Origin of the sequence: Zavarzinia marina, assembly GCF_021568905.1 — a bacterium.
Lineage (GTDB): Bacteria > Pseudomonadota > Alphaproteobacteria > Zavarziniales > Zavarziniaceae > Zavarzinia > Zavarzinia marina.
Genome location: NZ_JAKGSB010000002.1, coordinates 597,026 through 622,459 on the forward strand (window position 1 = coordinate 597,026; position 25,434 = coordinate 622,459).

Consider the following 25,434-nt stretch of genomic DNA (forward strand, 5'->3'; position numbering starts at 1 on the left):
ATTGGGGATCGTCATGCCCGCCTACCGCTCCCAGACTTCGACCCATGGCCGCAACATGGCCGGTGCCCGCGCCCTGTGGCGCGCGACCGGCGTGAAGGAAGGCGATTTCGGCAAGCCGATCATCGCCATCGCCAATTCCTTCACCCAGTTCGTGCCGGGCCATGTGCACCTCAAGGACCTCGGCCAGCTCGTCGCGCGCGAGGTCGAGAAGGCGGGCGGCATCGCCAAGGAATTCAACACCATCGCCGTCGACGACGGTATCGCCATGGGCCATGACGGCATGCTCTACAGCCTGCCGTCGCGCGACATCATCGCGGATTCGGTCGAATACATGGTGAATGCCCATTGCGCCGACGCGCTGGTCTGCATCTCCAATTGCGACAAGATCACGCCGGGCATGCTGATGGCGGCGCTGCGCCTGAACATCCCGACGATCTTCGTCTCCGGCGGGCCGATGGAGGCCGGCAAGGTGAAGTGGAAGGGCAAGGAACTGGCGGTCGATCTGATCGACGCCATGATCGCCGGTGCCGATCCCAACGTCTCGGACGCGGAAAGCCTCGAGATGGAACGCTCCGCCTGCCCGACCTGCGGTTCGTGCTCCGGCATGTTCACGGCGAATTCGATGAATTGCCTGACCGAGGCCCTGGGCCTGTCGCTGCCGGGCAATGGCACCATCGTCGCCACCCATGCCGACCGCCGCGAACTCTTCCTCTGGGCCGGGCGGCTGATCGTCGATCTGGCGCGCTCCTATTACGAGGGCGAGGACGAGCGCGTGCTGCCGCGTTCGATCGCCAGCTTCAAGGCGTTCGAGAACGCCATGACCCTCGACATCGCCATGGGCGGCTCCACCAATACGGTGCTGCACCTGCTGGCCGCCGCCTTCGAGGGCGGCGTCGACTTCTCCATGGCCGACATCGACCGCCTGTCGCGCCGCGTGCCCAATATCTGCAAGGTGGCGCCCGCCAAGCAGGACGTCCACATCGAGGACGTGCACCGCGCCGGCGGCATCCTGGGCATCCTGGCGGAACTGGACCGGGGCGGGTTGATCCATCGCGACGTCGGCACCGTCCATGCCTCCAGCCTCGGCAAGGCGCTGGACAAATGGGACGTCAAGGGCAAGCCCTCGGACGAGGTGCTGCATCTGTTCAGCGCGGCGCCGGGCGGCGTGCCGACCCAGGTCGCCTTCAGCCAGGACCGCCGTTTCCCCGATCTCGACCTCGACCGTTCGGCGGGCGTGATCCGCGACGTCGAACACGCCTTCTCGAAGGACGGCGGCCTGGCCGTGCTCTACGGCAACATCGCCCTCGACGGCTGCATCGTGAAGACGGCGGGGGTCGATGCCTCGAACCTGTCCTTCACCGGCCCCGCCCGCATCTTCGAGAGCCAGGACGCGGCGGTCGAAGGCATCCTGGGCGACAAGGTGAAGGCGGGCGACGTCGTCATCATCCGCTATGAGGGCCCGCGCGGCGGCCCCGGCATGCAGGAAATGCTCTATCCGACCAGCTTCCTGAAGTCGAAGGGCCTGGGCAAGGCCTGCGCCCTCTTGACCGACGGGCGCTTCTCGGGCGGCACCTCGGGGCTTTCCATCGGCCATGCCAGCCCGGAAGCGGCCGAAGGCGGCGCCATCGGCCTGATCGAGGAAGACGACACCATCGTCATCGACATCCCGAACCGGATCATCCGGGTCGACGTGTCGGACGAGGTGCTGGCCGCGCGCCGCGCCGCCATGGAGGCCAAGGGCAAGGACGCCTGGAAGCCGGCGGCGCCCCGCGCCCGCCGCGTCTCCGCCGCGCTGAAGGCCTATGCCGCCATGGTGACCAGCGCCGCCAAGGGCGCCGTGCGCGACGTTTCCCACCTCTGACCCGCAAGCGCGGATCGCCCCGGGGTTGCGGCGACGCCGGCCCTGGGGGAAGATTCCGGCGGGGATCGTCGAAGGGGGAAACCGGCATGGACCGCATCGCCGCCGCCACGGCCTGCATGGCGCTGAGCGCCCTGCTCGGGCTCGGCGCCTGCGCCGGCAAGGCGCCGCCGCCGGCGCCGACCCCGGCCGCCGTGCCGATGGTCGACGTCGCGCCCCTGCCCATCGCCGTGCCGCCGCCCGGCCGCACCGTCGCCCCGGCGGACCGCGACTGCCTGATCGCCAACATCTATTACGAAGCCGGCGGCGAAGGGCCGGACGGCATGGCGGCGGTCGCCCATGTGGTGCTGAACCGGCTGGACGTGCGCCCGGCGGGCACGACCATCTGCGACGTCACCTATGAACCGCATCAGTTCGGCTGGACCCGCAAGGTCCCGCGCGGCGCGGTATCCGCCGCGATCGGCAGCAGCCAGCGCTGGCAGACCGCCGCCATCATGGCCGAGGCGGTGCTGAGCGAACGGGTGGCGGACCCGACCGGCGGCGCCCACTACTTCTATTCGACCATCCTGAACCGCAAGCCGCCGCGCTGGACCCGCAGACTGCAGCCCATCGCCCAGATCGGCAACCACATGTTCCTGCGCTGAGTTGGGCAATCGGCACACGCCGTCCCGGCCCGCGCCGGGGCGACGCAAGTCTCAGACCCCCGCCAGCCAGAGGCCCGCGGCCATCAGGATGTTGACGACGGCGAGGCGGCCCTCGCCTATCGCGGCGCGGACCGTGTCGCGGTCGAGGGTCAGGACTTCCGCTTCCTCGAGGTCGCCTGAATCGGCGGCGGCGACCGGCACCGCGCTCCTGGCGTGGAACAGATGGCCGGTGCAGCCGTGCATATTGGCCATGGAGACGAAGGACTGGACGTGACGCCAGTCCGGCGCCGCATAGCCCGTCTCTTCCAGAAGCTCGCGCCGGGCCGCCTGTTCCGGCGTCTCGCCCGGGTCGATCATGCCCCCCGGCAGGGACAGGCAGGCACCGCCCACGCCCTGGCGATACTGATGCATCATGACGAGATCGCCCGCCGGCGTTTCCGCCAGGATCAGGACATAGGGGGCGAGTTCGAGGGTGTGGAATTCCTCCACCACCTTGCCGTCGGGCAGTTCGAGTGTGTCGACATGGACCGTCAGCCACGGCCGGCTTTCATAGACCGTGCGCCGGGCGAGGCGTTTCCAGGGTTTCATTCGCCGCCCTCATAGGCTACGCGCCAGATCGTGCCGCCGACATCGTCGGCGACCAGCAGGGCGCCGTCGGGCGCCACCGCGACGGCGGCGGGCCGGCCCCAGACTTCCGCCCGACCGTCGCTGCCCGGGGCATCGAGGCGGAAACCGTCGAGGAAGATTTCATAGCGATTGGCGACCGGCCGCCCTTCCTCGAAATCGACGCGCGCGACCTGATAGCCGCGCGGCGTGCCGGCGTTCCAGCTTCCGTGCAAGGCGACGAAGGCGTCGCCACGATAGTCGGGGGGAAATGCCGCACCCGTGTAGAAGGCGAGGCCGAGGGGGGCGGAATGGCTGCGGAACAGGACCTCCGGCATGCGCGTGGCGGCGACCAGATCGGGGCTGCGGTCGCCGAAGCGCGGGTCCGGCACACCCATGTAGGCATAGGGCCAGCCGTAGAAGCCCCCCTGCACCACTTCCGCCAGATAATCGGGCACGAGATCGTCGCCGAGGCCGTCGCGCTCGTTCACCACGGTCCAGAGATGGCCGGTCCCCGGCTCGACCGCGAGACCGACCGGATTGCGCAGCCCCGCGGCGAAGGTCTCGCCCGTGCCGCCGGCGGCGGGATAGCGCCGGATGGTGGCGCGGGGCGCCGGCTCCTCCGCCAGATTGCCCTCGCTGCCGATGGCGACGAAAAAGGCGGAACCATCCGCCGAAAAGGCGAGATTGCGGGTCCAATGGCCGCCCGGCTCGCCGAAATCGTCCTCGGCCGTGATCCGCTCGGGCGTGGCCGCCGCCCGCTCGGCGCCGTCGTAGGGCAGGCGCCAGACGCCATGGGCATCGGCGACGAAGAGCGTCTCGCCCTGGAAGGCGAGGCCATAGGGCAGTTCGAGACCGTCGAGATAGGCGCTGCGGCTCTCCGCCACGCCGTCGCCGTCGCCGTCGACCAGGCGCGTGACCACGCCGGCCCGCGACTGCGCCAGCAGGATCGCGCCATCGGGAGCCACGGCGAAGGCGCGGGGATGGGCCAGCCCGTCGACGAACAGATTGACCGCGAAGCCGGGCGGCGCCACGGGCGCCACGCCATCCGGCCGCGCCACTTTGCGCGGACCGTTGTAGGCGCTGCCCGTGGCATGGGGCGGCGGCAGGTCGGCCGGATCGACCGAGATCGACATGCCCGGCTCCGAGCCGTGTGCCGGCGATGCGAGGGCGAGCGTCAGCAGGGTGAAGGAAGCTGTTAACCCGCGTCTGGCAGGATGCCGGCCATGCCCGATGCCGCCAAACCCTTCCCGATGAACCGCCGTCATTTCCTGACCCTCGCGCTTGGCGCGGGGCTTGCCGGCGCCGGCGCCCGTGGCGCCCGCGCGGAAGCCTCCCGCGATGGTATCGACATCGTCGGCACCATCGTCATCCTGGCGCCATTCAACATCAGCGTCGTGCGCCGGGGCAAGGTCCGGGCGATCATGACCCTGGTCACCAATCTGGATATCGGGGATGCGATGCTGCGCGATCGCATCTCGCACGAACTGCCGGTGCTGCGCGACGCCTATCTGCGCTGCCTGGACCCCTATGTCGACCGCCTGGACCTGCGCCAGACGCCGGACGTGGTGCGCCTGACACAGGTGCTGCAGCGGATGACCGACGGTCTCTACGGCAAGGGCGAGACGCGGGTGCTGGTCACCCACGCCACCCTGCGGCGGCTGGCCTGACGGCGCGGCCCGCGCGCCGTTCGATCGGGCGAAACCCGCCGCGCGGGCCGCGCCCTCTCGGATTCAGTTGGTGAGGGCGCCGGCGAAGCCGGTTTCACCGAACAGCAGGATCTTGCCGTCCTTGGTTTCATAGGCGGTGGCGAGCGCGTTGCGATCCTCGCGGGCGATACGCTCGAAGTTCTTGCCGCCGTCCTTGGAGATCAGCACCGTTCCCTCGAGCCCGACCAGCAGGATACGGCCGTCCTTCAGGACGCGGCCGAACTGGATCGAGGAGATCGTCCCGGTCTCGGACTGCGACCAGCTTTCGCCCTGATCCGTGGTACGCCAGACATTACCACGCAGGCCCATCAGCAGCACCGAGCCGTCGTCCAGCGCGAGCACGTTCCAGAACGAGCCGCTGTAGGGCGTCTCGATGACCTTCAGCTCGGACAACTGGGGATCGGTCACGAACACGTGACCGGCCTCGCCCGCGATCCAGATCTTGCCGTCCTTCGCCTGGGTGAGCGCGTTCATGTGATAGTCGAGGTCGCCCATGGTCTTGGTGGACCAGGACTTGCCGCCGTCCTCCGTGACCACCACCAGGCTGTAGGCGCCGATGGCGAAGCCCGACTTGTCGTCGTTCATGAAGACGTCGAACAGGGGCGTCTCGAGTTCCGGGTCGTATTCGACCAGGGCCCAGGTGTCGCCGCCGTCCTCGGTGCGCAGGATGACCGCGTCATGACCGGTGATGAAGCCGAGCTTGTCGTCGACGAAACGGACCGCCGTGAAGGTCACGTTGACCGGCGACTGAATCTGACGCCAGGTCTGGCCCTCGTCGCTCGAAATCAGGATGTGGCCCCAGCTGCCCACGGCCACCAGGTGATCGCCGACCTTGGTGACGGCATTGATCAGCACCTTGTCGGCATAGGGCAGGTTCATCGAGGGGAAGGGTTCGAAATTGTCCTGGCCGAGCTGGGCCTCGGCATGCGCCGGCCGCGCGATCGCGGCGGCGCCCGCCGCGAGACCGAACGCGAGCAGCGCGGCGACGGCGCTGCGGCCGAAAGGAACGACACGGTCGGACATAAAGCTCTCCCCCAGGCGTTTTCTGTTCTTTGACATGGTTCTGCCGCTTGTAGCCCGAGTCCCGCCGGTTTTCAACGCAAGCCGCATCAGAATATGTACGAGACGCTGAGGCCCACGAAGTCGCGGTCGATATAGGGATTGCGCGCCCCGCCCGTGCCGCCGCCGCCGCCCCAGCTCTTGAAATAGTTGAGGTTGAGGGTCCAGGCGTTCAGATAGTCGAACTTCAGGCCGAAGTTCATCGAGGTGACGCTCTTGGTGAAGCCCGGATTGGGTGCCGGCGTGATGCCGAAGATGCCGTGGGAGAAACCGACCGACGGGGTCATGGTGACGCCGCTCATGATGTTCGGGTAGTCCCAGAACAGCAGGCCCTGCACGCCGCCGGACCAGCGGGTCGGCTGCTTGCCGGTCGGCGGGAACATGGGGCCGAGACTGGTCGCCTCGATCGACTCGATGATCGGAATGCCGCCGATGGTCAGCGGCCGCGTGCGGAAGCCCGAGAAGCCGTTCTGACCATAGGAGGCATATTGCGTCTCCTTGTTCAGATCGATGTAGAGGGCGCCGAATTCGACCAGGGCGAAGAGCTGGTTGGCGCCGAGAACGCGGGTGACGAAATCGCTGCCGCCGCGGATCTGGGTGAAGCGCAGCGCCGCCTGCCAGACGTCGTGGCGCTCGTCCAGGGTCTGGCTGCGGCCCGGCGTGAACTGATTGTCGAATTCCTGGAAATCCGTGTCGAGCAACGGGGCGATACCCGGGTTGCGGACGCCGAGGGGGGTCGGCGCCTTGGTCGCCTGGTCGATCGGCACGCCGCCGCCGCCATCGTAGACGGCCGCCAGGAACGCCGGTTCGGAGAACCACACCGGGGCATCGTGCTTGTAGCTGATCTCGGCATTGATGGCGACGCCGAGGGGGTCGTAGGTGGTGTTGAAGGCAAAGCCGATCATATCGATGCCTTCGGGGTAATACATGTAGAGATGGCCGTTCTCGAGGTTCTCGAGGACCGTCGAACGGGGAGCGGTGCCAAAGGGCGGATCGACCAGTTGCGACGTGATCGGTCCGGTCAGGGCGCCGACGAGATCGGACACCGGGCCCGTGCCGAGCAGCGCGCCGACCGCCGACGACAGGGCGTCGAGATTGCCCTGGGCGACGGTGTCGAGCACGTCGTCGACCAGGGGCGCGGGCAGCGCGGCAAGGTTCAGTTCGCCCGTGCCGTCGGCATATTGCGACGGCGCCACCGCCTTCAGCGACGGCAGGCGCGAGGTGTAGTTGATGTAGTAGAGCTGGAACTCGGTATTGTTGAGTTCCGGCACGAAGTAACGCAGCGCGACGCCCCAGTCGTTGACGTCCGGATCGTCCATCTGTTCGATCGGGCCGTTCACCGCGATCATTTCGGCGTTCGGATCGTCGTAATCCGACGGGTTCATGCCCGTGCCCGTGGTGTAGGAGCGGGTATCCATCGGATCGGTGAAGCTGGAGGCGAATTTCACCCCGTCGCAGAAATTGTCGGTGAAGGAGAAGAAGCTGCCGCAGGGATCGAGCTTGTAGGGCTCGAAATCGAGTTGGTAGAAGGCTTCCAGCGACATGCCCTCGATCACGTCGATGCCGGCCGAGATCATGGGCACCGGAATCAGCGCGTCCTTCAGTTCGGCGCCCGGGGTGCGGATCTTGGCGACGTCGATCGGGTTGATCACCGAGATGCCGTTGATGGTGAACAGCGCCTCGCCCCAGTTCAGGATCTGGCTGCCGACCTTCACCGTCAGGAAGCGGTCGAAGACGTCGAAATTGCCGCCGATGTAGTAGTCGAGAACCTTGGCGTCCCAATCCGCCTTGTGTTCCGCGCCGGCCGGGTAACGCCCGCTGGTATAGGGCCGCGTCTCCGGCATGAAATCGGCAAGGTCGTTGTTGGCCGCGATCGAATCGTAGAAGGCGACGCCGCGCGTGAAGAGGAAGAAGTCGCGCCAGCTCAGGCTCAGTTCGGCGCTCGCCGTGGTGATCTGGCTGATGACGTCGTATTTCTCGAAGTTCAGGTTGCCGTCGTCGTTGCCGGACGAGATCAGGCCGCCGCCGTAGTAATAGCCGTAGTTGCGCGGATCGCGGTCCGCCATGCGGAACTGGGCGCCGGTCGAGAGCGAGACGATGAGCGAGCCGCTGACCTCGTCGGTCAGATCGAAATCGAAGGCGAAGGCCGAGGTTCCGATCGCGCCCGAGCCGAGAGCGACCGCCAGGGCGACCGTCGCCGCGGTGCCGCGAAGGCGGCCCGTCTTCGTTCCGTCATATGCGAAAGCAGGCGCGGCCCGGCCGGCCTTTGCGCGATTCTGCGCAAGTCTCATGAGTTCCCCCCTTGGCGCCCGTGCCCGGTTTCCGGATCACGTGCCGGCGCTTCCTTCCCGTCCAGCCGGTGCCCGCCACTCTGTCGGTGGCCTTCTCGGCTTTTTGCTTTTCAAGCGGAATTCAACAGTCAGCGGTATGTCGGGGGAAGTCGGTTTTGTCCCAAATCGACGGGAACACGAAAAAAGGCGCGGCAGAATGCCGCGCCTTTCGTTCGATCGGTGCCGTCCGGATCAGCGGGTGCCGAGGCGGCGCACCGCGTCCGGCGTGAACTGGCTCGGGTCGACGTCGGTCGCATTCAGGTTGAACTGCTTTTCCTCGTTCTTCAGGGCGAAGACGATGTAGCGGCCCGACTGCAGGTCATAGGTCACTTCCAGCGCCGACGAGCACAGCGGCAGTTCGTAGGCGTTGGAGATCGGGCCTTCCTGCACGCGGAACAGCTCGCCGCGCTTGTCGTAGATGTCGACGGCGGCGATGTTCCAGCTGTCCTCGTCGAGATAGAAGACCCGGCGGCCGAAGATGTGCTGCGAACCTTCCTTCAGCTTCGAATCGACGACCCACACGCGGTGCAGCTCGTAGCGGCCGTAGGCCGGGTTCAGGGTGTTCGGCGTCAACAGCTCGTCGTACTTCACGTTGACCGAGTAGTTGTTGTAACCGATTTAGACTTCCTTCTTGCCCTTCAGGTCGAAGTTGTAGCGATCGGTCGCGCCGTTATACATGTCGAACTGGTCGGTCGTGGCCAGGCCGTCGGTGTTGTACAGCGGGTTGTCGTAGGCCAGTTCCGGCGCACGCAGGATGCGGCGGGTGCCGGGGTTGTAGATCCAGGCCTGACGCGGCATGTCCTTGGCGTTGATGGTGTCGTGCACCAGCACCACCTGACCGGCCAGACGCGCCGGCGACGTGGTGATGTTGATGTAGGAAATGCCGATGTTGTTGAGCTGCTTGATGTCGGTGACGTCGCCGACTTCCTTCAGACCCGGCCCGTTGTAGTGGAAGATGCCGAAATCTTCGTTCTTGAACAGCGTGTAGGAACCATCGCGGTTCACCGCGGCGGACGCGAAGTAGCGGCGGAACTTGAAGCCGCGATAGCGCAGGCGGTGGTTCCAGATCGCCTCGACGCCGCTCTGCGGGATCGGGAACGGATTGCCGAGAAGGGCGTCGTTCAGGCCGTTCTTGTCCTCCGTCATGGTGGCGGTCAGGGCGTTCTTCTTGTTCGCCTCATAGACGCGCTCGGGCAGGGCGCAGGTGCGGCGGGTTTCGAACACGCGCAGATAGGAGGCCGGATAGAGCTTCGTCATGGCGACGGCGCCGGGCGAGAGCTTGTCCGCGTATTGGTCGACGTTGGTGGCGTCGATCTTGAACTTCATCTGGTCGTTGGGGAACGGATCGACGTATTTGCCGCCGGGGACATAGCCCGCGGGCGGCGTGGTCAGGCCGCCGGTCCATTCCGGGATGGTGCCGTCGGCGTTGCCGGCCTTGACGGCGCCCATCGGGGTCAGATCCTTGCCGAGACGCTCGGCCTCGGCCTGAGGCACCTTGGCGAAAGACGGCGAGCCGGCGATGCCCGCCAGCATGACGCCGGCGAGAACGGCCTTTGCGATCTTCATTTTGTCTCCTCCTGAAGCTCTCTCTGGGCGCTTGATCAGAATTGGTAGTTAAGCGTTACGCCGACGAAGTCACGATCGATGTAGGGGTTCCGCGCACCGGCCGCCCCGCCGCCGCCGCCCCAACTCTTGTAGTAGTTCACGATGACCGACGTGTTGTTCAGATAGTCGGCCTTGAGCTGGAAGTTCACGGAATGAACGCTCTTGGTGAAGCCGGGATGTGGAGAGGGCGTCGTTCCGAACAGCCCCGACGAAAAGCCGACGGCCGGCGTAAGCGTGACGCCACTCAAGATGTTCGGGTAGTCCCAGAAGATCAACCCTTGAACACCGCCGGACCAGCGCGTCGGCGCCTTGCCCGTTTCAGGGAAATAGAATCCGTCCGGCCCATAGGCCGGCAGATCCGTCGCCATGATCGGCGGCACGACCGTCAGGCCGTTGGCCAGGCTCAACGGCGACGTGCCGAAGCCGGAATAGCCGAACTGGCCGTAGGACGCATATTCCTGGTCCTTGTTCAGGTCGAAGTAGAGAGCGCCGAATTCGACCAGGGCCGTGACCCCCGACGCCCCCAGGATCTCCGTGATCAGGTCGGTCGCCGCGAACAGTTTGGTGAAGCGCAGCGACGCCACCCACATGTCGTGCTTCTCGTCGAGATAGACGGTGTTCGGACCCGCGCTCGAGAAATCGGGCGATGCGGTGCCCGGCACGTTGACGATCGGCGCGATGCCCGGGTTCTCACCCGGCGCGCCCAGGGCGGTGATCGGGGCATCGGTGACCGGATCGACCGGCACGCCGCCCGCATTGTTGTAGGTCGTGACCACGAAGTCGGTCTCGGCCTTGAAGACCGGCACGTTGTGTTTCCACGACACTTCGAAGTTGATGGCCACGCCCGACCATTCCTCGAGCGTATTGAAGGCGAAACCGACCATGTCGATGCCGCTCGGGTAATATTTGTGCAGCACCGTGTTCTCGAGGTTCTCGAGCACGGCCGAGCGCGGATAGGTCCCGTAGGCCCCACCGGACCCGTCGGTCAGCAGGGCATCGACCAGGGGCTGCGCCAGCGGATCCGCGAGTGCGGCCACGATATCGGTCACCGACGAGGCGACCGGCGTGTTCAGGAGCCCGGTGAGGGACGAGGCGAGGTCGCCCAGCGCCGGCACGCCGAGGCCGGAGACGACACCGCCGAGCAGATCCGGCACCGCCGTGACCAGCCCGGTGCCGCTCAGCTTGCCGGTTCCGTCCGCATCGTGCGGAACCACCGCCTTGATCGACGGCAGGCGGCTCGTATAGCGCATGTAGTAGAACTGGAATTCCGTGTTGTTCAGTTCCGGCACCAGGGCACGCAGGGCGACGCCCCAATCGTTGACCGAATCCGGCTTGTCGTCCTGGAGCTTCATGTTGACCGAGACGAGGCGCGGCCCGCCCAGGTCCCACGCCTGATCGTAGTCGCCCGGATTCTGCCCGGTGCCGGCGTTGTACGCGCGGGAATCGCCGTAGTCGCTGAGCACGGAAATGCCCATGGCGCCGTCGCACAGTGCATCGGTGAACGAGAAATAGCTGCCGCAGGCCTCGAGCTTGAAGGGCTCGAAACCCCATTGGTAGAAGGCTTCGAGCGAGATGCCGCTGAACAGATCGATCGAATTGGAGATCATCGGCACCGGGATCAGCGCGTCGCGCAGTTCGGCGCCGGGCACGCGGATCTTGGCGACGTCGATCGGGTTGATGACCGAGATGCCGCCGATGGTGAACAGCCCCTCGCCCCAGTTCAGGACCTGATTGCCGATCTTCAGCGTGCCGTAGCGATCGCCGAGCTGATAATTGTAGCCGATCAGATAGTCCAGCATCTGCGCGCCGTAACGCGCGTTTTCCTGGGCCTTCGGATTGTATTCGCCCCGATAGGGCCGTTCGGCCGGGCCGTTGTCCGACAGATTGTTGGCATCCGCGATCGAATCGTAGAATGCCGTGCCGCGAGCATAGAGATAGAAGTCCCGCCACTTCAGGCTCAGTTCCGACGTCACCGTCGAGATCTGCGAGAAGACGTCGTACTTGTCGAAATTCAGGTTGCCGTCGTCGGTGCTGGCGGAATGGGACGCGCCACCATTGTAGATGCCGACGTTGCGCGGATCGCGATCCGCCAGGCGCATCTGGAAACCGGTCGAGAGCGAGGTGATGATCGAGCCGCTGACCTCGTCGCTCAGATCGAAGTCGACCGCGAGCGCGGGAACGGCGACGCCGAGGGCGACGGCGGCCGTCAGCATGGCGCGGACCACGCGCGGCCGGAAACGGCTGCGTGCCGGCTCGGCTTCGGCGGCGATCATCGACGGAATGGCGAATGGTGTCATTTTTTTCGGTGCGGATTCCGCCCCCCGTTGCCGGGCGGAAGCACCACGATACGCGGCACCCATCCTGTAAACTCCCCTCCACGCGTTCAGTCCCGGGTCTTTCGGCGGCGTGTCTGCGTGCACACCTGCCGGACAATTGCCTTACACCGACCCAAGGTATCGCCGTTTAAGGCATAGCCCGGGTCTGGTTGTCGCGACAAAAATGCTCCGGTCCCTCAGTAATACGCCCAAACCGGTTTGACCATCGCCAAAACCAGAATCGGCGTCATTTTTTGGGGCGATCGCCTGCGCGGCCTCAGAAGACGTAGGATGCGGTGAAACCGATGAAATCGCGGTCGATATAGGGATTGCGGGAACCGCCGCCCCCGCCCCCGCCGCCCCAGCTTTTGAAATAGGTCACCTGGAAGCCGTATTTGCTGAGGTAGTCCGCCTTGAAGCCGACGTAGAGGGAGTTGACGCTCTTGGTGAAGCCCGGGTTGGGGGCCGGCGTGGTACCGAACAGGCCGGTGGAAACCGCCAGGAAGGGAGTCAGGTTGATGCCCATGTCGAAGGCGTTCGGATAGTCCGCGAAGGCGAGGCCGGTGACGCCGCCGGACCATTGGGTGGGCGGCTTCCAGGTTGCCGGCACCCGAGGGTCGCCCTGGTCTGGCAGGTACAGGGCGGGCACGACCTCCACTCCCGGCACGACCTCGAGGGGGCGGGTCGAGAAGCCGCTGAAGCCGTTCTGACCATAGGACGCATAATCATAGGGCCCGTCCGGATCGATGTCGAAATAGAGGGCGGCGGCTTCCGCCAGCACGGTCATCGCGTTCGCCCCGATGGCCGAGACCAGCCAATGGGTCGTGGGCAGGATCTTGGTCACCCTGATGTTGGCGTTCCACATGTCGTGCGGCTCGTCGAGCCGCAGATCGACCGGACCGTCCGCCAGTTCCTCGTAGGGGTAGCCGGTTTCGACATAGGGCGCGAAGCCGAAGGCCTCGCCCGCCAGCAGCGGGTTGCCGCCCGCGTAATTATAGACCGTGAAGGTCAGCGTCGGCTCGGAGATCCAGACCGGCACGTTCCACTTGTAGGAAATCTCGCCGTTGACGGCGATGCCGAGGGCGTCGACCGTCGTGTTGAAGCTGAGCCCCAGCATCTCGACGTCGTCCGGGTAATAGATCGTGAGCTGGCCGTGATCGAGATTGTCGAGCACGGTGGAACGCGGCCGCGTGCCGAAGGCCCGGGACGGATAGGGCAGGCCGTTGATGGTGCCGGTGTTCGGGTTCAGATAGTCGGAATTGGCGCGGATCGACGGCAGGCGGCTCTGATAGTGGACATAGTAGAGACCGAATTCGGTGTTGTTCAGTTCGGGCGAGAAATAGCGGAGCGCCACGCCCCAGTCGGTGCCGCTGGCATCGTCGTCCACCCGCGCGTCGGCGGTGATGCCGTCGTAGGTGGCGAAATCGTCGTTGGGATCGTTGCGGCCCTTGTAGTAGGAGCGCGTGTCGGCGAAATCGGTGCCGACGCCCACCCCCCTGGTGCCGGTGCAGAACGTATCGGTCGATGAAAAGAAGCTGCCGCAGGCCTCGAGCTTGTAGGGCTCGAAGTCGAAGGCGACGAAGGCCTCCATCGAAAGTCCGTCGAAGAGCTGATAGGACGCCGACAGCATGGGGATCGGGATCAGGGCATCGCGCAGTTCGGCGCCGGGCGTGCGGATCTTGGCGACGTCGATCGGGTTGATCACCGAAATGGCGTTGATGGTGAACAGCGCCTCGCCCCAGTTCAGGACCTGATTGCCGAGCCGGATGGAGAGCGCGCGGTCGAGGACGTCGAAGTCGCCCGCGACATAGGCATCCATCAGGTCGACGTCGTAGCGGGCGTATTTGTGGCCGTGGCCGGTATAGGCGCCGCGCACGCCCCTCTCCTCGGGGCCGTTCACCGCGAGATCGTTGTTGTCGGCGATATAGTCGTAGAAGGCGGTGCCGCGCACATAGGCGCGGTAGTTCTTCCAGCGCAGGCTGAGCTCGCTCGACACCGTGCCGACCAGGGTGATGAGATCGCCCCGGTCGAAGTTGAGATTGCCGTCGTCGTTGCCGGCGGTCGGCATGGCCCCGCCGTTGCTGAAGCCGACGTTGCGCGGGTCGCGGTCCGCCATGCGGACCTGGGTTCCCACCGACAGCGACGTGATGATGCTTCCGGTTACATCACCCCAATCCAGCTCGACGGCGGCCGCGCCGCCGACCCAGGCCGCCGAGACGGCGATGGCGACGATCGAGGCACCCGCCGCGATCGCGCCGCCACGGCCCCCGGCGCAAGAACCGCGCGAAAGCGCATCTTTTCCCATGCCGCCCCTCCCTGCGGCGGGCCGGGAACCTTGTCACGCGGTTGCCCTCTCTGCCCGCCCGATCGCGAGTTTTCTCGCTTTCACTGCAAAGAGTTTTACAGGCCGGTTCAAATTTGTCGCCGCCTATTGCCTTCAGTTCTCCGGTAATCAGGACCATTACGGTCGTAACGGCGGACGGCGCGCGCGAAACGAAACGGGCGGCCCGAGGGCCGCCCGTTCATGATTGCGGAGGAGGTCGCTCAGCGCGTGCCGAGGCGGCGCAGCGCATCCGGATTGTAGCGCTCGGGCTGCAGTTCCGTCGCGTTGAAGTCGATCGGCGTCTCTTCCATGTTCATGGTCTGCGCCAGATAGCGGCCCGACTGCAGATCGTAGTCGACCTCGAAGATCTGGTTGCAGGACTTGGCGTCGTAATAATTGATGATCGGGCCGTCCTGCACCCGCCACAATTCGCCGCGCGAGTCGTAGAGCGAGATGTTGGTGAAGGTCCAGCTGTCCGCATCCTGGAAGATCACGCGCTTCGAATACTGGTGGCGCGAACCTTCACGGACGCTCGCCTCGATCACGTTCACGCGCTGCAGTTCGTAACGCATGACGTCCTGATTGGGATGATTGGCGGTCAGGAATTCCTTGTAGGTCGTGTTGTTCGCACGATAGGCGTTGTAGCCGATATAGGCTTCCTGCTTGCCGACCAGTTTCCAGGAATAGCGTTCGGGCGAACCGTTCATCATGTCGAACTGGTCGATGGTGGTCAGACCGTCGGCATTGGTGCCCGGATTGTCGAAGGCGAGATCCGGCGCGCGGACGACGCGGCGGGTGCCCGGATTGTACTGCCAAGCCTGGCGCGGGCCGACCTCGTCGCTGATGTTGTCGCGCACCAGGATGATCGAACCGGCGATGCGCGCCGGCGACGTGGTCATGGACAGATAGGTGATCCAGACATTGTCGAGCTGCGAGAGACTGGTGACGTCACCCGGTTCGCGCAGGCCCGGCCCCATGTAGTGCAGAATGCCTTCGTCCTGGCTCTTCACCAGATTGTAGTCGCCGCCGCGTGTGACCGCGGCAAGGGCGAAGGCGCGCTTGAACTTGAAGCCGAGACGCGGCCGGAAGCGGTGGTTCCAGAAGAATTCCACGCCTTCGGTCGCCAGCGGGAAGGGCACGCCGACGAGGCCTTCGACGAGGCCGTTGCCGTCCGCCGTCAGCTTGGCGACTTCCGCGTTCTTGCGGTTGGCGTCATAGACCTTCTGGGTGTAGGAGCACGAGCGCCGGCTCTGATAGACGTTCATCTTGTAGGTCGGATAGAGCTTCAGCAGGGCCATCTGCCCCGGCGAGAGCTTTTCCGCATATTGGTCGGCGTTCTGTCCGGTGATGGTGAACAGCACCGGATCGGACGCGAAGGGATCGACCAGGCGCTGTCCCGGCACGAAGCCCGGCGGCGGCGACTGGATGCCGCCGTCCCAGGCCGGGATGGTACCTTCGGCGTTGCCCGCCTTGATCGAACCCATGGGTGTCAGATCGGCGCCGAGGCGCGCGATCTGATCCGGCCCGCCCTTTGCCATGGCGGCACCGCTGCCGGCGAGGGCCACCAATCCGATGGCGAGCCCAAGATACGCAAAACGTTTCATGCGATGTCTCCCGCTTGGGTCGCGGTGATCCCGCGACCCGATTTTCTTTTCTTGTCCCCGGCCGATGGCCACCCCGTCCTTCGGTCAGAAGGAATAGGAAACGGTCATCTGGAAGAAGTCGCGATCGTTCAGCAGGTTCTGCCGCCCGCCGCCGAAATAGTTCGTGTAACCGAGCGAGGCCTTCCAGGCGAGGAGATACTCCGCGTCGACCTGGAAGGTCAACGCGCTGGCATGCTCGACATAACCGCCGGTCAGCGGCGTATTGCCGAACAGGCCCGTCTGGAAACGGACGCTGGGCGTCAGATTGGCGCCGAACAGGGCGTCGGGATAGGAGGCCGAGAGGACGGCGGTAACGCCGCCCGACCAGTCCGATGCCGGCTCGTACTTGCTGGCGTTGGGATCGGTCGGATCGACGGCGGCGCCGGCGCCCGGCAGGCCATTGCCCGGCGCCTCCATGGCAAGCACGTTCTGATCCGGCAGGTTGGAATAGACCGCGCCGAATTCCGCCAGGAAGTTGACCGAATTCGATTGCAGGACCCGTGCCGGCAGGTCGGATGCGCCGAACGACTTGATGCCGCGCAGCACGAAGGTCTGCACGTCCTTGATCAGATAGCCGTCGACCCGGCCGCCTTCGCGCTCGGTCGCCCAGTTCATGAAGGTGCTGAGCTGGTTGCCGCGCCCGACGAGATTGCAGGGCAGACCGCCGGCGGGCACGATGCCGCAAACGAAGGCGGTGGCATAGGTCTCGCCGTCGATCAGCACCGGCAGGTCGTGCATATAGGCGGTCTCGCCCGCGACAGAGATGCCGAGCCAGTCGATCGTCGTGTTGAAGCTGAACCCGAACATCTGCGTGTCGCCCGGGTTGGTCAGTATGATCTGGCTGTTCTTGGCGTTGTCAGCCGCCGCCAGGCTTACGAGGCTGTTCGGCGTCGACGCCGCTGCCTGCACCGCCGCGATCTGGGCCGGCGTCGCCCCCGGATTGGCGGCGACGAAATTCTGCACCGCACCCGTCACGAGCCGCGCCTGGATGGCGGGGTTGGTAAAGAGTTCCGCCTGGGTGATGTAATTGTCGCCGCTACCCGTGATGAAGCTCGGCACCGGGCTGCGCGGCGTGATGTTGGCGAAATAGAAGCCGAATTCGGTGTTGTTCAATTCCGGCGCGAAGTATCGCATGGCGATACCGAAATTGTCGCCGTTGCTATTGTTTTCGAACTTCGGGCCGAGGGGCACGGAAATGCCACCGCCGTCCGGCAGGATCTGGTCGTAATCCTGGCTGCCGCCGAAGCCCGCCCCGCCCTTGCCGCCAACATCGGTGGTCGAGAAGAAGCTGCCGGCGGGGTCGGTCACACTGCTGCGGAAGTCGAACTGATAGAAGGCCTCGAAGGTGAGGCCGCCGCCGATGTCATAGGTGAGCACGGCCGCCGGCATGGAACGGACCGCGTCGCGGATTTCGGCGCCGGGAACGCGCAGCTTCGACTGGTCGAAGGAATTCACCTGGGCGAGGCTGAGCGGGGTGACCAGGGCTTCGCCCCAGGAGATCGTCTGCAGGCCGAGCTTGGCGGTCAGTTCGGTCGAGCCGATCGGGAAGCGCCCGCGCACCCAGAGGTCCATCAGCTCGTAATCATGCGAGGAGACGTGGCGGGCGGCCGCGGTCTGCCGGCCCGAGAGATCGCGATAGCCGGTGACGCCGGGCGAGGCGGCGAGATCGCCATTGTCGTAGACACCGTCGTAGAACGCCTGACCGCGGCCATAGACGGTGAAATTCTCCCAATTCAGGGTGACTTCGCCCTGGGCGCGCACCGTCGCGAAGACGGGATCGTTGACGTCGAAGTTCAGGTTGCCGTCGTCGCCGTTACAGGTGGTCGCGGTACCGCCGGCGATATTCTGCGGACAGATCAGGCGCGGGTCGCGGTCCTGCGTGCGGATGCCGAAACCGGCCGAGATGGTCACCTGGGTGACCACGTCGACCTCGCCGATCTGGAACTCGCTGGCCGATGCATTGGCGGCGATGCCGAAGACGGCAATCGCCAGCGTGGTGGCGCCGACACCGAACGCCGCGGCGCGCGTCGAACGCGACCGATAGATACCCTTGTGCTTCAACTTGGCCTCCCACCCCTGATGTCCCGGTGCCGTCCGGCCCGGGGCTTGTCGTTCTCGGCGGTCTTCGCCCGGGCCGCGTTCGCAGCCGGGCGAATGGCGGTCGCCGCTCTTCCCTGCGGGGCTAGGCGTGTCTCATCGGACCGCCAGACCCCGTCTTATTGCATTGCAGCAACGCCAAAACCGCATGACTGCCTTAACCCACACCGTTCCCAAAACGGTGTCAAGTCTTTGCACGCGACGCGGGATTCTGGTGCAGTGCAAACCGTTGCGATTATGCCACATCGCGAAAAACGCCATATGGCGCAATCGCTTAGACTGACGGATTGTCAGCCGGATCGGCTCCTGCGGCAAATGCGCACATATGCCCATTTTGAGCATGTTTCGCCCATTATGGCAGCAAAACCGATTCCCTGCGATACCCCGTCACCCGCCGTGAAGCCGGAGCCCCCGGCGCGGCCAGTCGACCGCGACCAGACGGCCCGTGCCCGACAGCGTGATGTAGGCGGTGCGCAGATCCGGCCCGCCGAAGCAGATGTTGGTGGTCAGGGGATCGGGCAACGGCATGTGCGCCACCTCCGCGCCGTCGGGCGACACGCTGGTGATGCCGCCATTCACCAGTGTCGCGACGCAGACATGGCCTTCGCCGTCGACCCCGAGGCTGTCGAACAGGTTGAGCCCGCCCGGCGCCAGCAGCAGACGCCCCTGATGGCCGAGCAGATTGGGCGCGCCGCCGATCCGTCCCGGCCCCGTCACGTCGAAGGCCCAGACCCTGCCGGTGAAGGTCTCCGCGACATAGAGCGTATTCCCGTCGGGCGAGAGTCCGATGCCGTTCGGCGCCATCAGGGGGAAGATCACTTCCTCGATCCGGTTGCCGTCGGGCGTGGCGTAGAAGACCCCCGTGGTATCGCGCTCGCGGTCCCGCGACTTGCCGTGGTCGGTGAACCAGAAGCCGCCGTGGGCGTCGAAGACGATGTCGTTCGGCCCCTTCAGGGCGATGTCCCCGGCATGGGTGTAGAGGGTTTCCGCCCTGCCGGTCGAAAGATCGACGCGCTGGATGCTGCCGCCACCATAATCGTGGGCCTGGTGCCCGGGCACCATCAGACCGTCGACATCGGCGAATTCGAAACCGCCGTTGTTGCAGACGTAGACGGCGCCGTCCGGCCCGAGGGCCGCGCCGTTGGGGCCGCCCCCCAGGTTCGCCGCAACGGTCGAGGTGCCGTCGGGCCTTACCCGGGTCAGGGTGCCGCGCTCGATCTCGACCACCAGAATGTCGCCGTCCGGCAGCACGACCGGCCCCTCGGGGAACCGAAGCCCCCCGGCGATCTCACGAAATCCGTTCAATTTGCCCTCCCTTTGCCGCCAACCGCGGTCATTTTTATCTTTCCCCGCGCGCCCCGAACGGTAACGTTGCCGAAACGCCCGCGGCAAGCCGGGCGATTCACAATTCTCGTATCCCGTCGCCGCAACGCCCGCGGCGTCCCGGCCTGGGTGATGGTTCTACCGATGACGCGAGTGCGCCTTTTCAACGCCGCCGGTTTCAGGGCTGCCGGTCCGGCGCTCGCCTCCGCCGCCCTGGCGGCCGTCCTCGCCGTCGCCGTACCCGCGCCCGCCGTGCAGTTCGAGGCCGGCGCCGGCATCAGCCTGGAACTCTCGCCCTTCGCGGGCTATTGCGCCCTGGACGAGACGCGCACGACCGAGGCCAATCTGATCCGCAGCTTTCGCGAGCGTGTCAGCGAATCGATGCGCCTCGTCCTCGCCTTCGGCGACTGCGAGGAATTGGTCGAGTTTCGTGACGGCACGCGCCCGTTCCTGAACCGCTTCGGGCAGATCCTGCTGGTCGCCCAATCGGGCGAGGTCCAGCCCGTATCGGAAACCCGGGGCGAATATCTGGCCAATGTCGCCCGCTCCTTCCCGACCGCGACCTTCGAGGAGGTCGCGGCCAACGGCGAGGCGCAATTCGACGCCGCCCGCCCGGCCGATGCGCCGCGACCGTTGTTCGCCGTGGTCGGACGCGACGAGCTGGCGCTCTATATCGCGACCGCCAGCCTTCAGGGACAGGACGACAACCGCATCAAGGTCGCCGGCGTCGCGGGTGTCACCGTGGTGCGTCAATTGCCCCTGACCGTGAATCTGTTCTCGGCCTACGCGGGCGATGCCGCCACCGGGACCGCGACCCTCGAGGATCTCCACCTCCAGATGGCCGCGGGCATCGCCGACCTGCAGTTCGTCAACGAGGATGTGGAAAAGCAGGCGGCCCTGCCGCCGCCCAGCCGGGGCGAATGGCGGGCCATGGGCTCGACCGCCCTGGTCGGCGCCCTGGTCGGCGGCCTGATCGGCGGCATCGGCGCCATGGTCATCATCCTGTTGCGGCGCCGGCGCCGGCCGGCGGCCCCGGACGAGACGGAGCCCGAAGTGGAGACCGAGCCCGAGGCGGGCGTGGCGGCCGAGCCCGGGACGGCGGATGCGTCCCCCGATGGCGACGGCAGAAAACCCGAACCCCGGACCGAAGGCGGCGCTTGATCTTGATCGCCAAGCGGGCGAGGCTTGATTCCTCCGCAATTTCTGGGGGATGAGCCCATGTTGTTTGGCATTCGACCGACTTTTGCCCTGCGCCTCGTCGCGGCGGCCGCGACTTTCGCCGTGGCCGTCGGCCTCGGCGCCGCGCCCGCCTCCGCCGACGAGAAAGTGGTCCGCATCGGCACCGAAGGCGCCTACCCGCCGTTCAACGAAGTCGATGCCGACGGCAACCTGAAGGGCTTCGACATCGATATCGCCAAGGCCCTGTGCGAGAAGATGGAAGTGAAGTGCGAATTCGTCGCCCAGGATTGGGACGGCATCATCCCCGCGCTGCAGGCCAAGAAGTACGACGCCATCGTCGCCTCCATGTCGATCACGGAGGAACGCAAGAAGCAGGTCGACTTCACCGACAAGTATTACAACACCCCGACCCAGTTCATCGCCGCCAAGGGCATGGACGTGGGCGAGGCGACGGCGGCCGACCTCGCGGGCAAGACGCTCGGCGCCCAGAGCTCGACCATCCAGGCCGACATGCTGGAAAAGGTCTATACGGACTCGACCGTCAAGCTCTACGGCACCGTCGACGAACTCTATGCCGATCTGTCGTCCGGCCGTGTCGATGCCGCGCTGGTCGACAAGCTGGTCAGCGACGAATGGCTGAAGACGGAGGCCGGCGCCGGCTATGAATTCGTCGGCCCGCCGATGTTCGAGCCGAAGGAAATCCTGGGCGAAGGCGTCGGCATCGCCGTCCGCAAGGGCGACGACGAGCTGCGTCTCGCCTTCAATGCGGCGATCAAGGCGATCCTCGAGGACGGCACCTACGAGAAGATCAACGCCGAATATTTCCCCTTCTCGATCTACTGATCGATCCCGCGGAAAAGGAATGGCCCCGGCAGTGCCGGGGCCATTCTTTATCTGCCTTCTCGTCGTCCCGGCCTTATGCCGGAACGGCGCGTTTTCCCTCAGGCCGGGTCGGGCGACAGGGTCAGGCGGTTGGCGCGGGCGGCGCCGCGCATCGCCTTCTGCAGCTTCTCGAAGGCGCGAACCTCGATCTGGCGCACGCGCTCGCGGCTGATGCCGTATTCCTGGCTCAAATCCTCCAGCGTCACCGGGTCCTCGACCAGCCTGCGGCGGCTGAGGATGTCGCGCTCGCGGTCTGTCAGGTCGCCCATGGCGTCGTTCAGCAGGCCGCGGCGGATCGACAGTTCCTCGCTCTCGGCGAGGCGGCTTTCCTGGTCGGGGGTGTCGTCCACCAGCCAATCCTGCCATTCGCCTTCGCCGTCGACCTTCAGGGGCGCGTTCAGGCTGTGGTCCGGGGCCGAGAGGCGGCGGTTCATCGAGACCACGTCCGCTTCCGGCACCGCCAGCTTGTGGGCGATCTGGCTGACGTGTTCGGGGCGCAGGTCGCCTTCCTCGAAGGCGGCGAGCTTGCCCTTCATGCGCCGCAGGTTGAAGAACAGCTTCTTCTGGGCGGCGGTGGTGCCGATCTTCACGAGGCTCCACGAGCGCAGGATATATTCCTGGATCGCGGCGCGGATCCACCACATGGCATAGGTGGCGAGACGGAAGCCCTTGTCCGGATCGAAGCGCTTCACCGCCTGCATCATGCCGACGTTGCCTTCGGAAATCAGTTCGGACACGGGCAGGCCATAGCCGCGATAGCCCATGGCGATCTTGGCGACGAGACGCAGGTGGCTGGTCACCAGCCGATGCGCCGATTCCGCGTCGCCATGCTCGCGCCAGGCCTTGGCCAGCATGAATTCCTCTTCCGGCTCCAGCATGGGGAATTTGCGGATCTCGGAGAGATAGCGCCCCAGGCTGCCCTCGTCGGGCAGGGCGGGCATTTTCGAGGTCGAGGAAACGCTCATGAGGGTACCTCCAGGCTTCGGCCGGGAATGATGTTCGCTACACTCGGGCCTTGGGCGGCGATACGCAATACCCGACGTTGGGGATCGGATATGCGTCCACCTTATAGCTCTTCAAGACTTTCGATGAGATCATTGATATCATTTGGCAATTCACTCTCGAAACTCAAGTCTTCCCCGCTGATCGGATGGCGGAATCCGAGCAGCCAGGCGTGCAGGGCCTGGCGCGGGAAGGCCAGCGCCGCCTTCGGCGCGCCCTTCTGGGGCCGGCCGTAGAGCGGATCGCCCACCAGACCATGGCCCAGCGCTGCCAGATGGACGCGGATCTGATGGGTGCGCCCGGTCTCCAGCCGGCAGTCCAGCAGGGCGGCGACGGGCGGGCGGCCGAACCTCGCATCGACCTGCCAATGGGTGATCGCCTCCTTGCCGCCCTCGACCACCGCCATCTTCTTGCGGTCGTAGCGCGAGCGGGCGATGGGCCGATCCACCGTGCCGGCATTGGAGGCGGGATTGCCGTAGACCACGGCCTTGTAGCCGCGATCGAGATCGTGGCGGGCGAAGAGCGCGGCAAGGCCGTGATGCGCCGCCTCGGTCTTCGCCACGACCAGAAGGCCCGAGGTCTCCTTGTCGATGCGATGGACGATGCCCGGCCGTTCCACCCCGCCGATGCCCGACAACTGGCCCTTGCAATGATCCAGGAGCGCATTGACGAGCGTACCGTCCGGATTGCCCGGCGCCGGATGGACCACCAGGCCGGCAGGCTTGTCGACCACGATCAGATGCTCGTCCTCGTAGGGAATGGTGAGGTCGATCGCCTGGGCCTTGGGCGTCGCCGGGGCCGGCGGCGGCACGTCGAGAACCAGCGCCTGCCCCGGTTTGACCCTGGCCGAGGCGTCCTCTATGGTCGCGCCGTCGATCGACACCCGGCCGGCCTCGATCAGGTCCTTCAGCCGCGTGCGCGAAAGGCCGGACGCCCGGGCCAGGATCTTGTCCAGGCGCTCGCCGCCGTCTTCCTCCGCCACCGTCAGCCGGTGCAGGGTCGAGAGTTCATCCGTCATGGCCGAAGAGCTGCCTCCCAACCCCCGTGGCCTCAAGGCCGTCGTCATCATCCTCGGCGTCATCCTCGTCGCCATGCTGGCGCTGTTCATATACGGCCTTGCCACCAAAGTCGGCGGCAAAAAGGGCGGGATCGCGGCGGAATTGCGAATTCCGGCCGGCGAGACCCTGGTGGAGATGACCGGGGCCGGCGATTTCCTGGTACTGCGCCTGCGCGACGGCACGGGGGCCGAGCGCCTGCTCTACGTCGATCCGGCGACCGGCAAGTCGCCCGGCTTCACCACGCTGTCGCCCGAGACGCCGTGACCGGCCGCCCCGCGATCCGCCTTTACCCGGACGCGGTCGCCGCCCTCCGCGCCCATGCGGCGCGCGAATTGCCGCGCGAATGCTGCGGCCTGCTGACCGGCCCCCTCGTCCCAGTGGATGGGCCGGCGGATGGGCCGGTGACCATCGATGCCGCCGTCGCCTCCGCCAATCTGGCGCCGCCGGGGGTGGCCGACGCCTTCGAGCTCGACGCCGCCCTGCATCTCGACGTCCAGCGCCGCGAACGGGCGGCCGGGCGCGCCGTGCTCGGCCTCTATCATTCCCACCCCAAGGGGGCCGCGATCCCCTCGCCCCGCGACCGCGCGGGCGCCTATGATCACGGCCTGGTCTGGCTCATCATCGGGCCGGACGGGGCGATCCGGGCCTGGTGGCCGGGGCCCGAAGGATTCGTCGAAGCCTGTATCGAGGTAGCGTCATGAATTTCTCGTCCGACAATGTGACCGGCGCCCATCCGGCGATCGCCGAAGCCCTGGCCCGGGCCGCCGCCGCCGGCCCCATGGCCCCCTATGGCGCCGATCCCCTGACCGAGGGCGTGGCTGCGCGCCTGGCCGAGATTTTCGAGCATGAGGTCGCGGTCTTTCCCGTCATTTCGGGCACGGCCGCCAATGCGCTCGCCCTTTCGGCCCTGGTGCCGCCCTGGGGCGGCGTGCTGGCCAGCACCGAAGCCCATGTCGAGGTCGACGAATGCGGCGCGGTCGAGGCGCTTTCGGGCGCCCGCATCCTGGCCGTGCCGACCCCCGACGCCAAGCTGACGCCCGAGACGCTGGCGGCCCGCATCGCCCCCATCCGTCTCGGCGACCAGCACCACGTCCAGCCCGCCGCCATCAGTCTGACCCAGGCGACGGAAGCCGGCACCGTCTATACCCCGGGCGAGCTCGCCGCCATCGGCGCCTTCGCCCGCGAACGCGGGCTTCGGGTCCATATGGACGGGGCGCGCTTCGCCAATGCGGTCGCCGGCCTCGAATGCGCCCCGGCGGAGATCACCTGGAAGGCGGGCGTCGACGTGCTCTCCTTCGGCGCCACCAAGAACGGCGCCATGGCGGCCGAGGCGGTCGTGTTCTTCGACACCGGGCTGGCCGAGAATTTCCTCTTCAGGCGGAAGCGCGCGGGCCATCTGGTCTCGAAGATGCGCTTCATCTCGGCCCAGTTCGACGCCTATCTGAGCGACGGTCTCTGGCTCGCCAATGCCGCCCACGCCAATGAGGCGGCCAATCGCCTGGCACTCGGCCTCATCGATCTGCCGGGGGTGGAACTGGACCATCCGGTCGAAGCCAACGAGATCTTCGTCCGCCTGCCGCCCGCGATCGCCCGCGCGCTCCAGGCCGGCGGCTTCCATTTCTACGACTGGGGCGCGCCCCCGGCCGATCCCGCGACCGAGGCCGCGCTCTATCGCCTGGTCACCGCCTTCGACACCCGGAACGAGGACGTCGACGCCTTCATCGCCTGCGCCGTCGCGGCGGCCGACGCCGAAACCGACACCGCAGAATCCGCTTGATCACCCGGCCGGAAGAGGTTATCAACG

General features: G+C 66.2%; 19 protein-coding genes and 1 pseudogene. 8 read left to right on the forward strand and 12 right to left on the reverse strand.

What is annotated here, in order from left to right; translation table 11 throughout:
• Positions 1–13 precede the first annotated feature (13 nt).
• Both ilvD and L2U69_RS08585 read left to right on the forward strand, forming a co-directional pair.
• Entirely contained in the window at positions 14–1,861 is a 1,848-nt protein-coding gene (ilvD, locus tag L2U69_RS08580; RefSeq protein ID WP_236106371.1) for a dihydroxy-acid dehydratase, read from the forward strand.
• Between the two features lie 86 nt (positions 1,862–1,947).
• Entirely contained in the window at positions 1,948–2,502 is a 555-nt protein-coding gene (locus L2U69_RS08585) for a cell wall hydrolase (RefSeq protein WP_236106372.1), read from the forward strand.
• A gap of 51 nt (positions 2,503–2,553) precedes the next feature.
• On the opposite strand, the gene L2U69_RS08590 is transcribed toward L2U69_RS08585, so the two are convergent.
• Positions 2,554–3,090, reverse strand: coding sequence for an NUDIX hydrolase (locus tag L2U69_RS08590; protein WP_268967297.1), 537 nt, complete (start codon positions 3,088–3,090; stop codon positions 2,554–2,556).
• A complete protein-coding gene (locus L2U69_RS08595) occupies positions 3,087–4,241 on the reverse strand; it encodes a PQQ-dependent sugar dehydrogenase (protein WP_236106373.1) in 1,155 nt (384 codons plus the stop codon). The genes L2U69_RS08590 and L2U69_RS08595 overlap by 4 nt, the downstream gene beginning before the upstream one ends.
• Positions 4,242–4,331: 90 nt before the next feature.
• Between L2U69_RS08595 and L2U69_RS08600 the strand changes: the two genes are divergently transcribed.
• Complete coding sequence (locus L2U69_RS08600) at positions 4,332–4,775, forward strand: hypothetical protein (RefSeq protein ID WP_236106374.1); 444 nt, start codon at positions 4,332–4,334, stop codon at positions 4,773–4,775.
• 63 nt (positions 4,776–4,838) lie between these two features.
• Here L2U69_RS08600 and L2U69_RS08605 read toward each other — a convergent pair whose 3' ends face one another.
• From L2U69_RS08605 to L2U69_RS08640, 8 genes and pseudogenes are all read right to left on the reverse strand, one after another.
• Complete coding sequence (locus tag L2U69_RS08605; protein ID WP_236106375.1) at positions 4,839–5,837, reverse strand: WD40/YVTN/BNR-like repeat-containing protein; 999 nt, start codon at positions 5,835–5,837, stop codon at positions 4,839–4,841.
• A gap of 86 nt (positions 5,838–5,923) precedes the next feature.
• Positions 5,924–8,164 carry a DUF1302 domain-containing protein gene (locus L2U69_RS08610; protein WP_236106376.1) on the reverse strand — a complete coding sequence of 747 codons (2,241 nt, stop codon included), beginning with the start codon at positions 8,162–8,164 and terminating at the stop codon, positions 5,924–5,926.
• A 231-nt stretch (positions 8,165–8,395) separates the two neighbouring features.
• Positions 8,396–9,769: pseudogene (locus L2U69_RS08615) on the reverse strand (DUF1329 domain-containing protein).
• A 35-nt stretch (positions 9,770–9,804) separates the two neighbouring features.
• Positions 9,805–12,105: a DUF1302 domain-containing protein gene (locus L2U69_RS08620; RefSeq protein WP_236106377.1), complete on the reverse strand. Its 2,301-nt coding sequence runs from the start codon at positions 12,103–12,105 to the stop codon at positions 9,805–9,807.
• A gap of 295 nt (positions 12,106–12,400) precedes the next feature.
• Entirely contained in the window at positions 12,401–14,428 is a 2,028-nt protein-coding gene (locus L2U69_RS08625) for a DUF1302 domain-containing protein (protein WP_236106378.1), read from the reverse strand.
• 239 nt (positions 14,429–14,667) lie between these two features.
• Positions 14,668–16,050, reverse strand: coding sequence for a DUF1329 domain-containing protein (locus L2U69_RS08630; RefSeq protein WP_236106379.1), 1,383 nt, complete (start codon positions 16,048–16,050; stop codon positions 14,668–14,670).
• A gap of 84 nt (positions 16,051–16,134) precedes the next feature.
• Entirely contained in the window at positions 16,135–18,150 is a 2,016-nt protein-coding gene (locus L2U69_RS08635; RefSeq protein WP_236106380.1) for a DUF1302 domain-containing protein, read from the reverse strand.
• Between the two features lie 423 nt (positions 18,151–18,573).
• The gene (locus L2U69_RS08640; RefSeq protein WP_236106381.1) at positions 18,574–19,491 is read right to left on the reverse strand and encodes an SMP-30/gluconolactonase/LRE family protein; all 918 of its coding nucleotides are present in this window, start codon (positions 19,489–19,491) and stop codon (positions 18,574–18,576) included.
• 171 nt (positions 19,492–19,662) lie between these two features.
• Here L2U69_RS08640 and L2U69_RS08645 point away from each other — a divergent pair, with 171 nt between their 5' ends.
• Together L2U69_RS08645 and L2U69_RS08650 are read left to right on the forward strand one after the other, a co-directional pair.
• On the forward strand, positions 19,663–20,670 hold the full coding sequence (locus L2U69_RS08645; protein ID WP_236106382.1) for a hypothetical protein: 1,008 nt from the start codon (positions 19,663–19,665) through the stop codon (positions 20,668–20,670).
• Positions 20,671–20,727: 57 nt separating this feature from the next.
• Positions 20,728–21,531 carry an ABC transporter substrate-binding protein gene (locus tag L2U69_RS08650; protein ID WP_236106383.1) on the forward strand — a complete coding sequence of 268 codons (804 nt, stop codon included), beginning with the start codon at positions 20,728–20,730 and terminating at the stop codon, positions 21,529–21,531.
• A 98-nt stretch (positions 21,532–21,629) separates the two neighbouring features.
• Here the strand turns inward: L2U69_RS08650 and rpoH are convergent, their stop codons facing one another.
• On the reverse strand, positions 21,630–22,535 hold the full coding sequence (rpoH, locus tag L2U69_RS08655) for an RNA polymerase sigma factor RpoH (protein ID WP_236106384.1): 906 nt from the start codon (positions 22,533–22,535) through the stop codon (positions 21,630–21,632).
• A gap of 101 nt (positions 22,536–22,636) precedes the next feature.
• Positions 22,637–23,590: an RluA family pseudouridine synthase gene (locus tag L2U69_RS08660; RefSeq protein ID WP_236106385.1), complete on the reverse strand. Its 954-nt coding sequence runs from the start codon at positions 23,588–23,590 to the stop codon at positions 22,637–22,639.
• Here L2U69_RS08660 and L2U69_RS08665 point away from each other — a divergent pair.
• Genes L2U69_RS08665 through L2U69_RS08675 form a run of 3 tightly spaced genes read left to right on the forward strand, consistent with a single transcriptional unit; the run spans position 23,589 to position 25,407 of the window.
• Positions 23,589–23,894, forward strand: a complete 306-nt coding sequence (locus L2U69_RS08665; protein WP_236106386.1) for a hypothetical protein — start codon at positions 23,589–23,591, stop codon at positions 23,892–23,894. The two genes, L2U69_RS08660 and L2U69_RS08665, sit on opposite strands and share 2 nt — an antisense overlap.
• A complete protein-coding gene (locus tag L2U69_RS08670; protein ID WP_236106387.1) occupies positions 23,891–24,331 on the forward strand; it encodes a M67 family metallopeptidase in 441 nt (146 codons plus the stop codon). The genes L2U69_RS08665 and L2U69_RS08670 overlap by 4 nt, the downstream gene beginning before the upstream one ends.
• Positions 24,328–25,407: a threonine aldolase family protein gene (locus tag L2U69_RS08675; protein WP_236106388.1), complete on the forward strand. Its 1,080-nt coding sequence runs from the start codon at positions 24,328–24,330 to the stop codon at positions 25,405–25,407. Before L2U69_RS08670 ends, L2U69_RS08675 begins: the two co-directional genes overlap by 4 nt.
• Positions 25,408–25,434 lie beyond the last annotated feature (27 nt).

Excerpts from the sequence above, each read along its gene's own strand:
- L2U69_RS08665 (WP_236106386.1), top strand. The coding sequence starts at position 23,589 with ATGGCCGAAGAGCTGCCTCCCAACCCCCGTGGCCTCAAGGCCGTCGTC.
- L2U69_RS08660 (WP_236106385.1), bottom strand. The coding sequence starts at position 23,590 with ATGACGGATGAACTCTCGACCCTGCACCGGCTGACGGTGGCGGAGGAA.
- L2U69_RS08585 (WP_236106372.1), top strand. The coding sequence starts at position 1,948 with ATGGACCGCATCGCCGCCGCCACGGCCTGCATGGCGCTGAGCGCCCTG.
- L2U69_RS08590 (WP_268967297.1), bottom strand. The coding sequence starts at position 3,090 with ATGAAACCCTGGAAACGCCTCGCCCGGCGCACGGTCTATGAAAGCCGG.
- L2U69_RS08620 (WP_236106377.1), bottom strand. The coding sequence starts at position 12,105 with ATGACACCATTCGCCATTCCGTCGATGATCGCCGCCGAAGCCGAGCCG.
- L2U69_RS08595 (WP_236106373.1), bottom strand. The coding sequence starts at position 4,241 with ATGTCGATCTCGGTCGATCCGGCCGACCTGCCGCCGCCCCATGCCACG.
- ilvD (WP_236106371.1), top strand. The coding sequence starts at position 14 with ATGCCCGCCTACCGCTCCCAGACTTCGACCCATGGCCGCAACATGGCC.
- L2U69_RS08605 (WP_236106375.1), bottom strand. The coding sequence starts at position 5,837 with ATGTCCGACCGTGTCGTTCCTTTCGGCCGCAGCGCCGTCGCCGCGCTG.
- L2U69_RS08610 (WP_236106376.1), bottom strand. The coding sequence starts at position 8,164 with ATGAGACTTGCGCAGAATCGCGCAAAGGCCGGCCGGGCCGCGCCTGCT.
- L2U69_RS08625 (WP_236106378.1), bottom strand. The coding sequence starts at position 14,428 with ATGGGAAAAGATGCGCTTTCGCGCGGTTCTTGCGCCGGGGGCCGTGGC.
- L2U69_RS08630 (WP_236106379.1), bottom strand. The coding sequence starts at position 16,050 with ATGAAACGTTTTGCGTATCTTGGGCTCGCCATCGGATTGGTGGCCCTC.
- L2U69_RS08675 (WP_236106388.1), top strand. The coding sequence starts at position 24,328 with ATGAATTTCTCGTCCGACAATGTGACCGGCGCCCATCCGGCGATCGCC.
- L2U69_RS08650 (WP_236106383.1), top strand. The coding sequence starts at position 20,728 with ATGTTGTTTGGCATTCGACCGACTTTTGCCCTGCGCCTCGTCGCGGCG.
- rpoH (WP_236106384.1), bottom strand. The coding sequence starts at position 22,535 with ATGAGCGTTTCCTCGACCTCGAAAATGCCCGCCCTGCCCGACGAGGGC.
- L2U69_RS08600 (WP_236106374.1), top strand. The coding sequence starts at position 4,332 with ATGCCCGATGCCGCCAAACCCTTCCCGATGAACCGCCGTCATTTCCTG.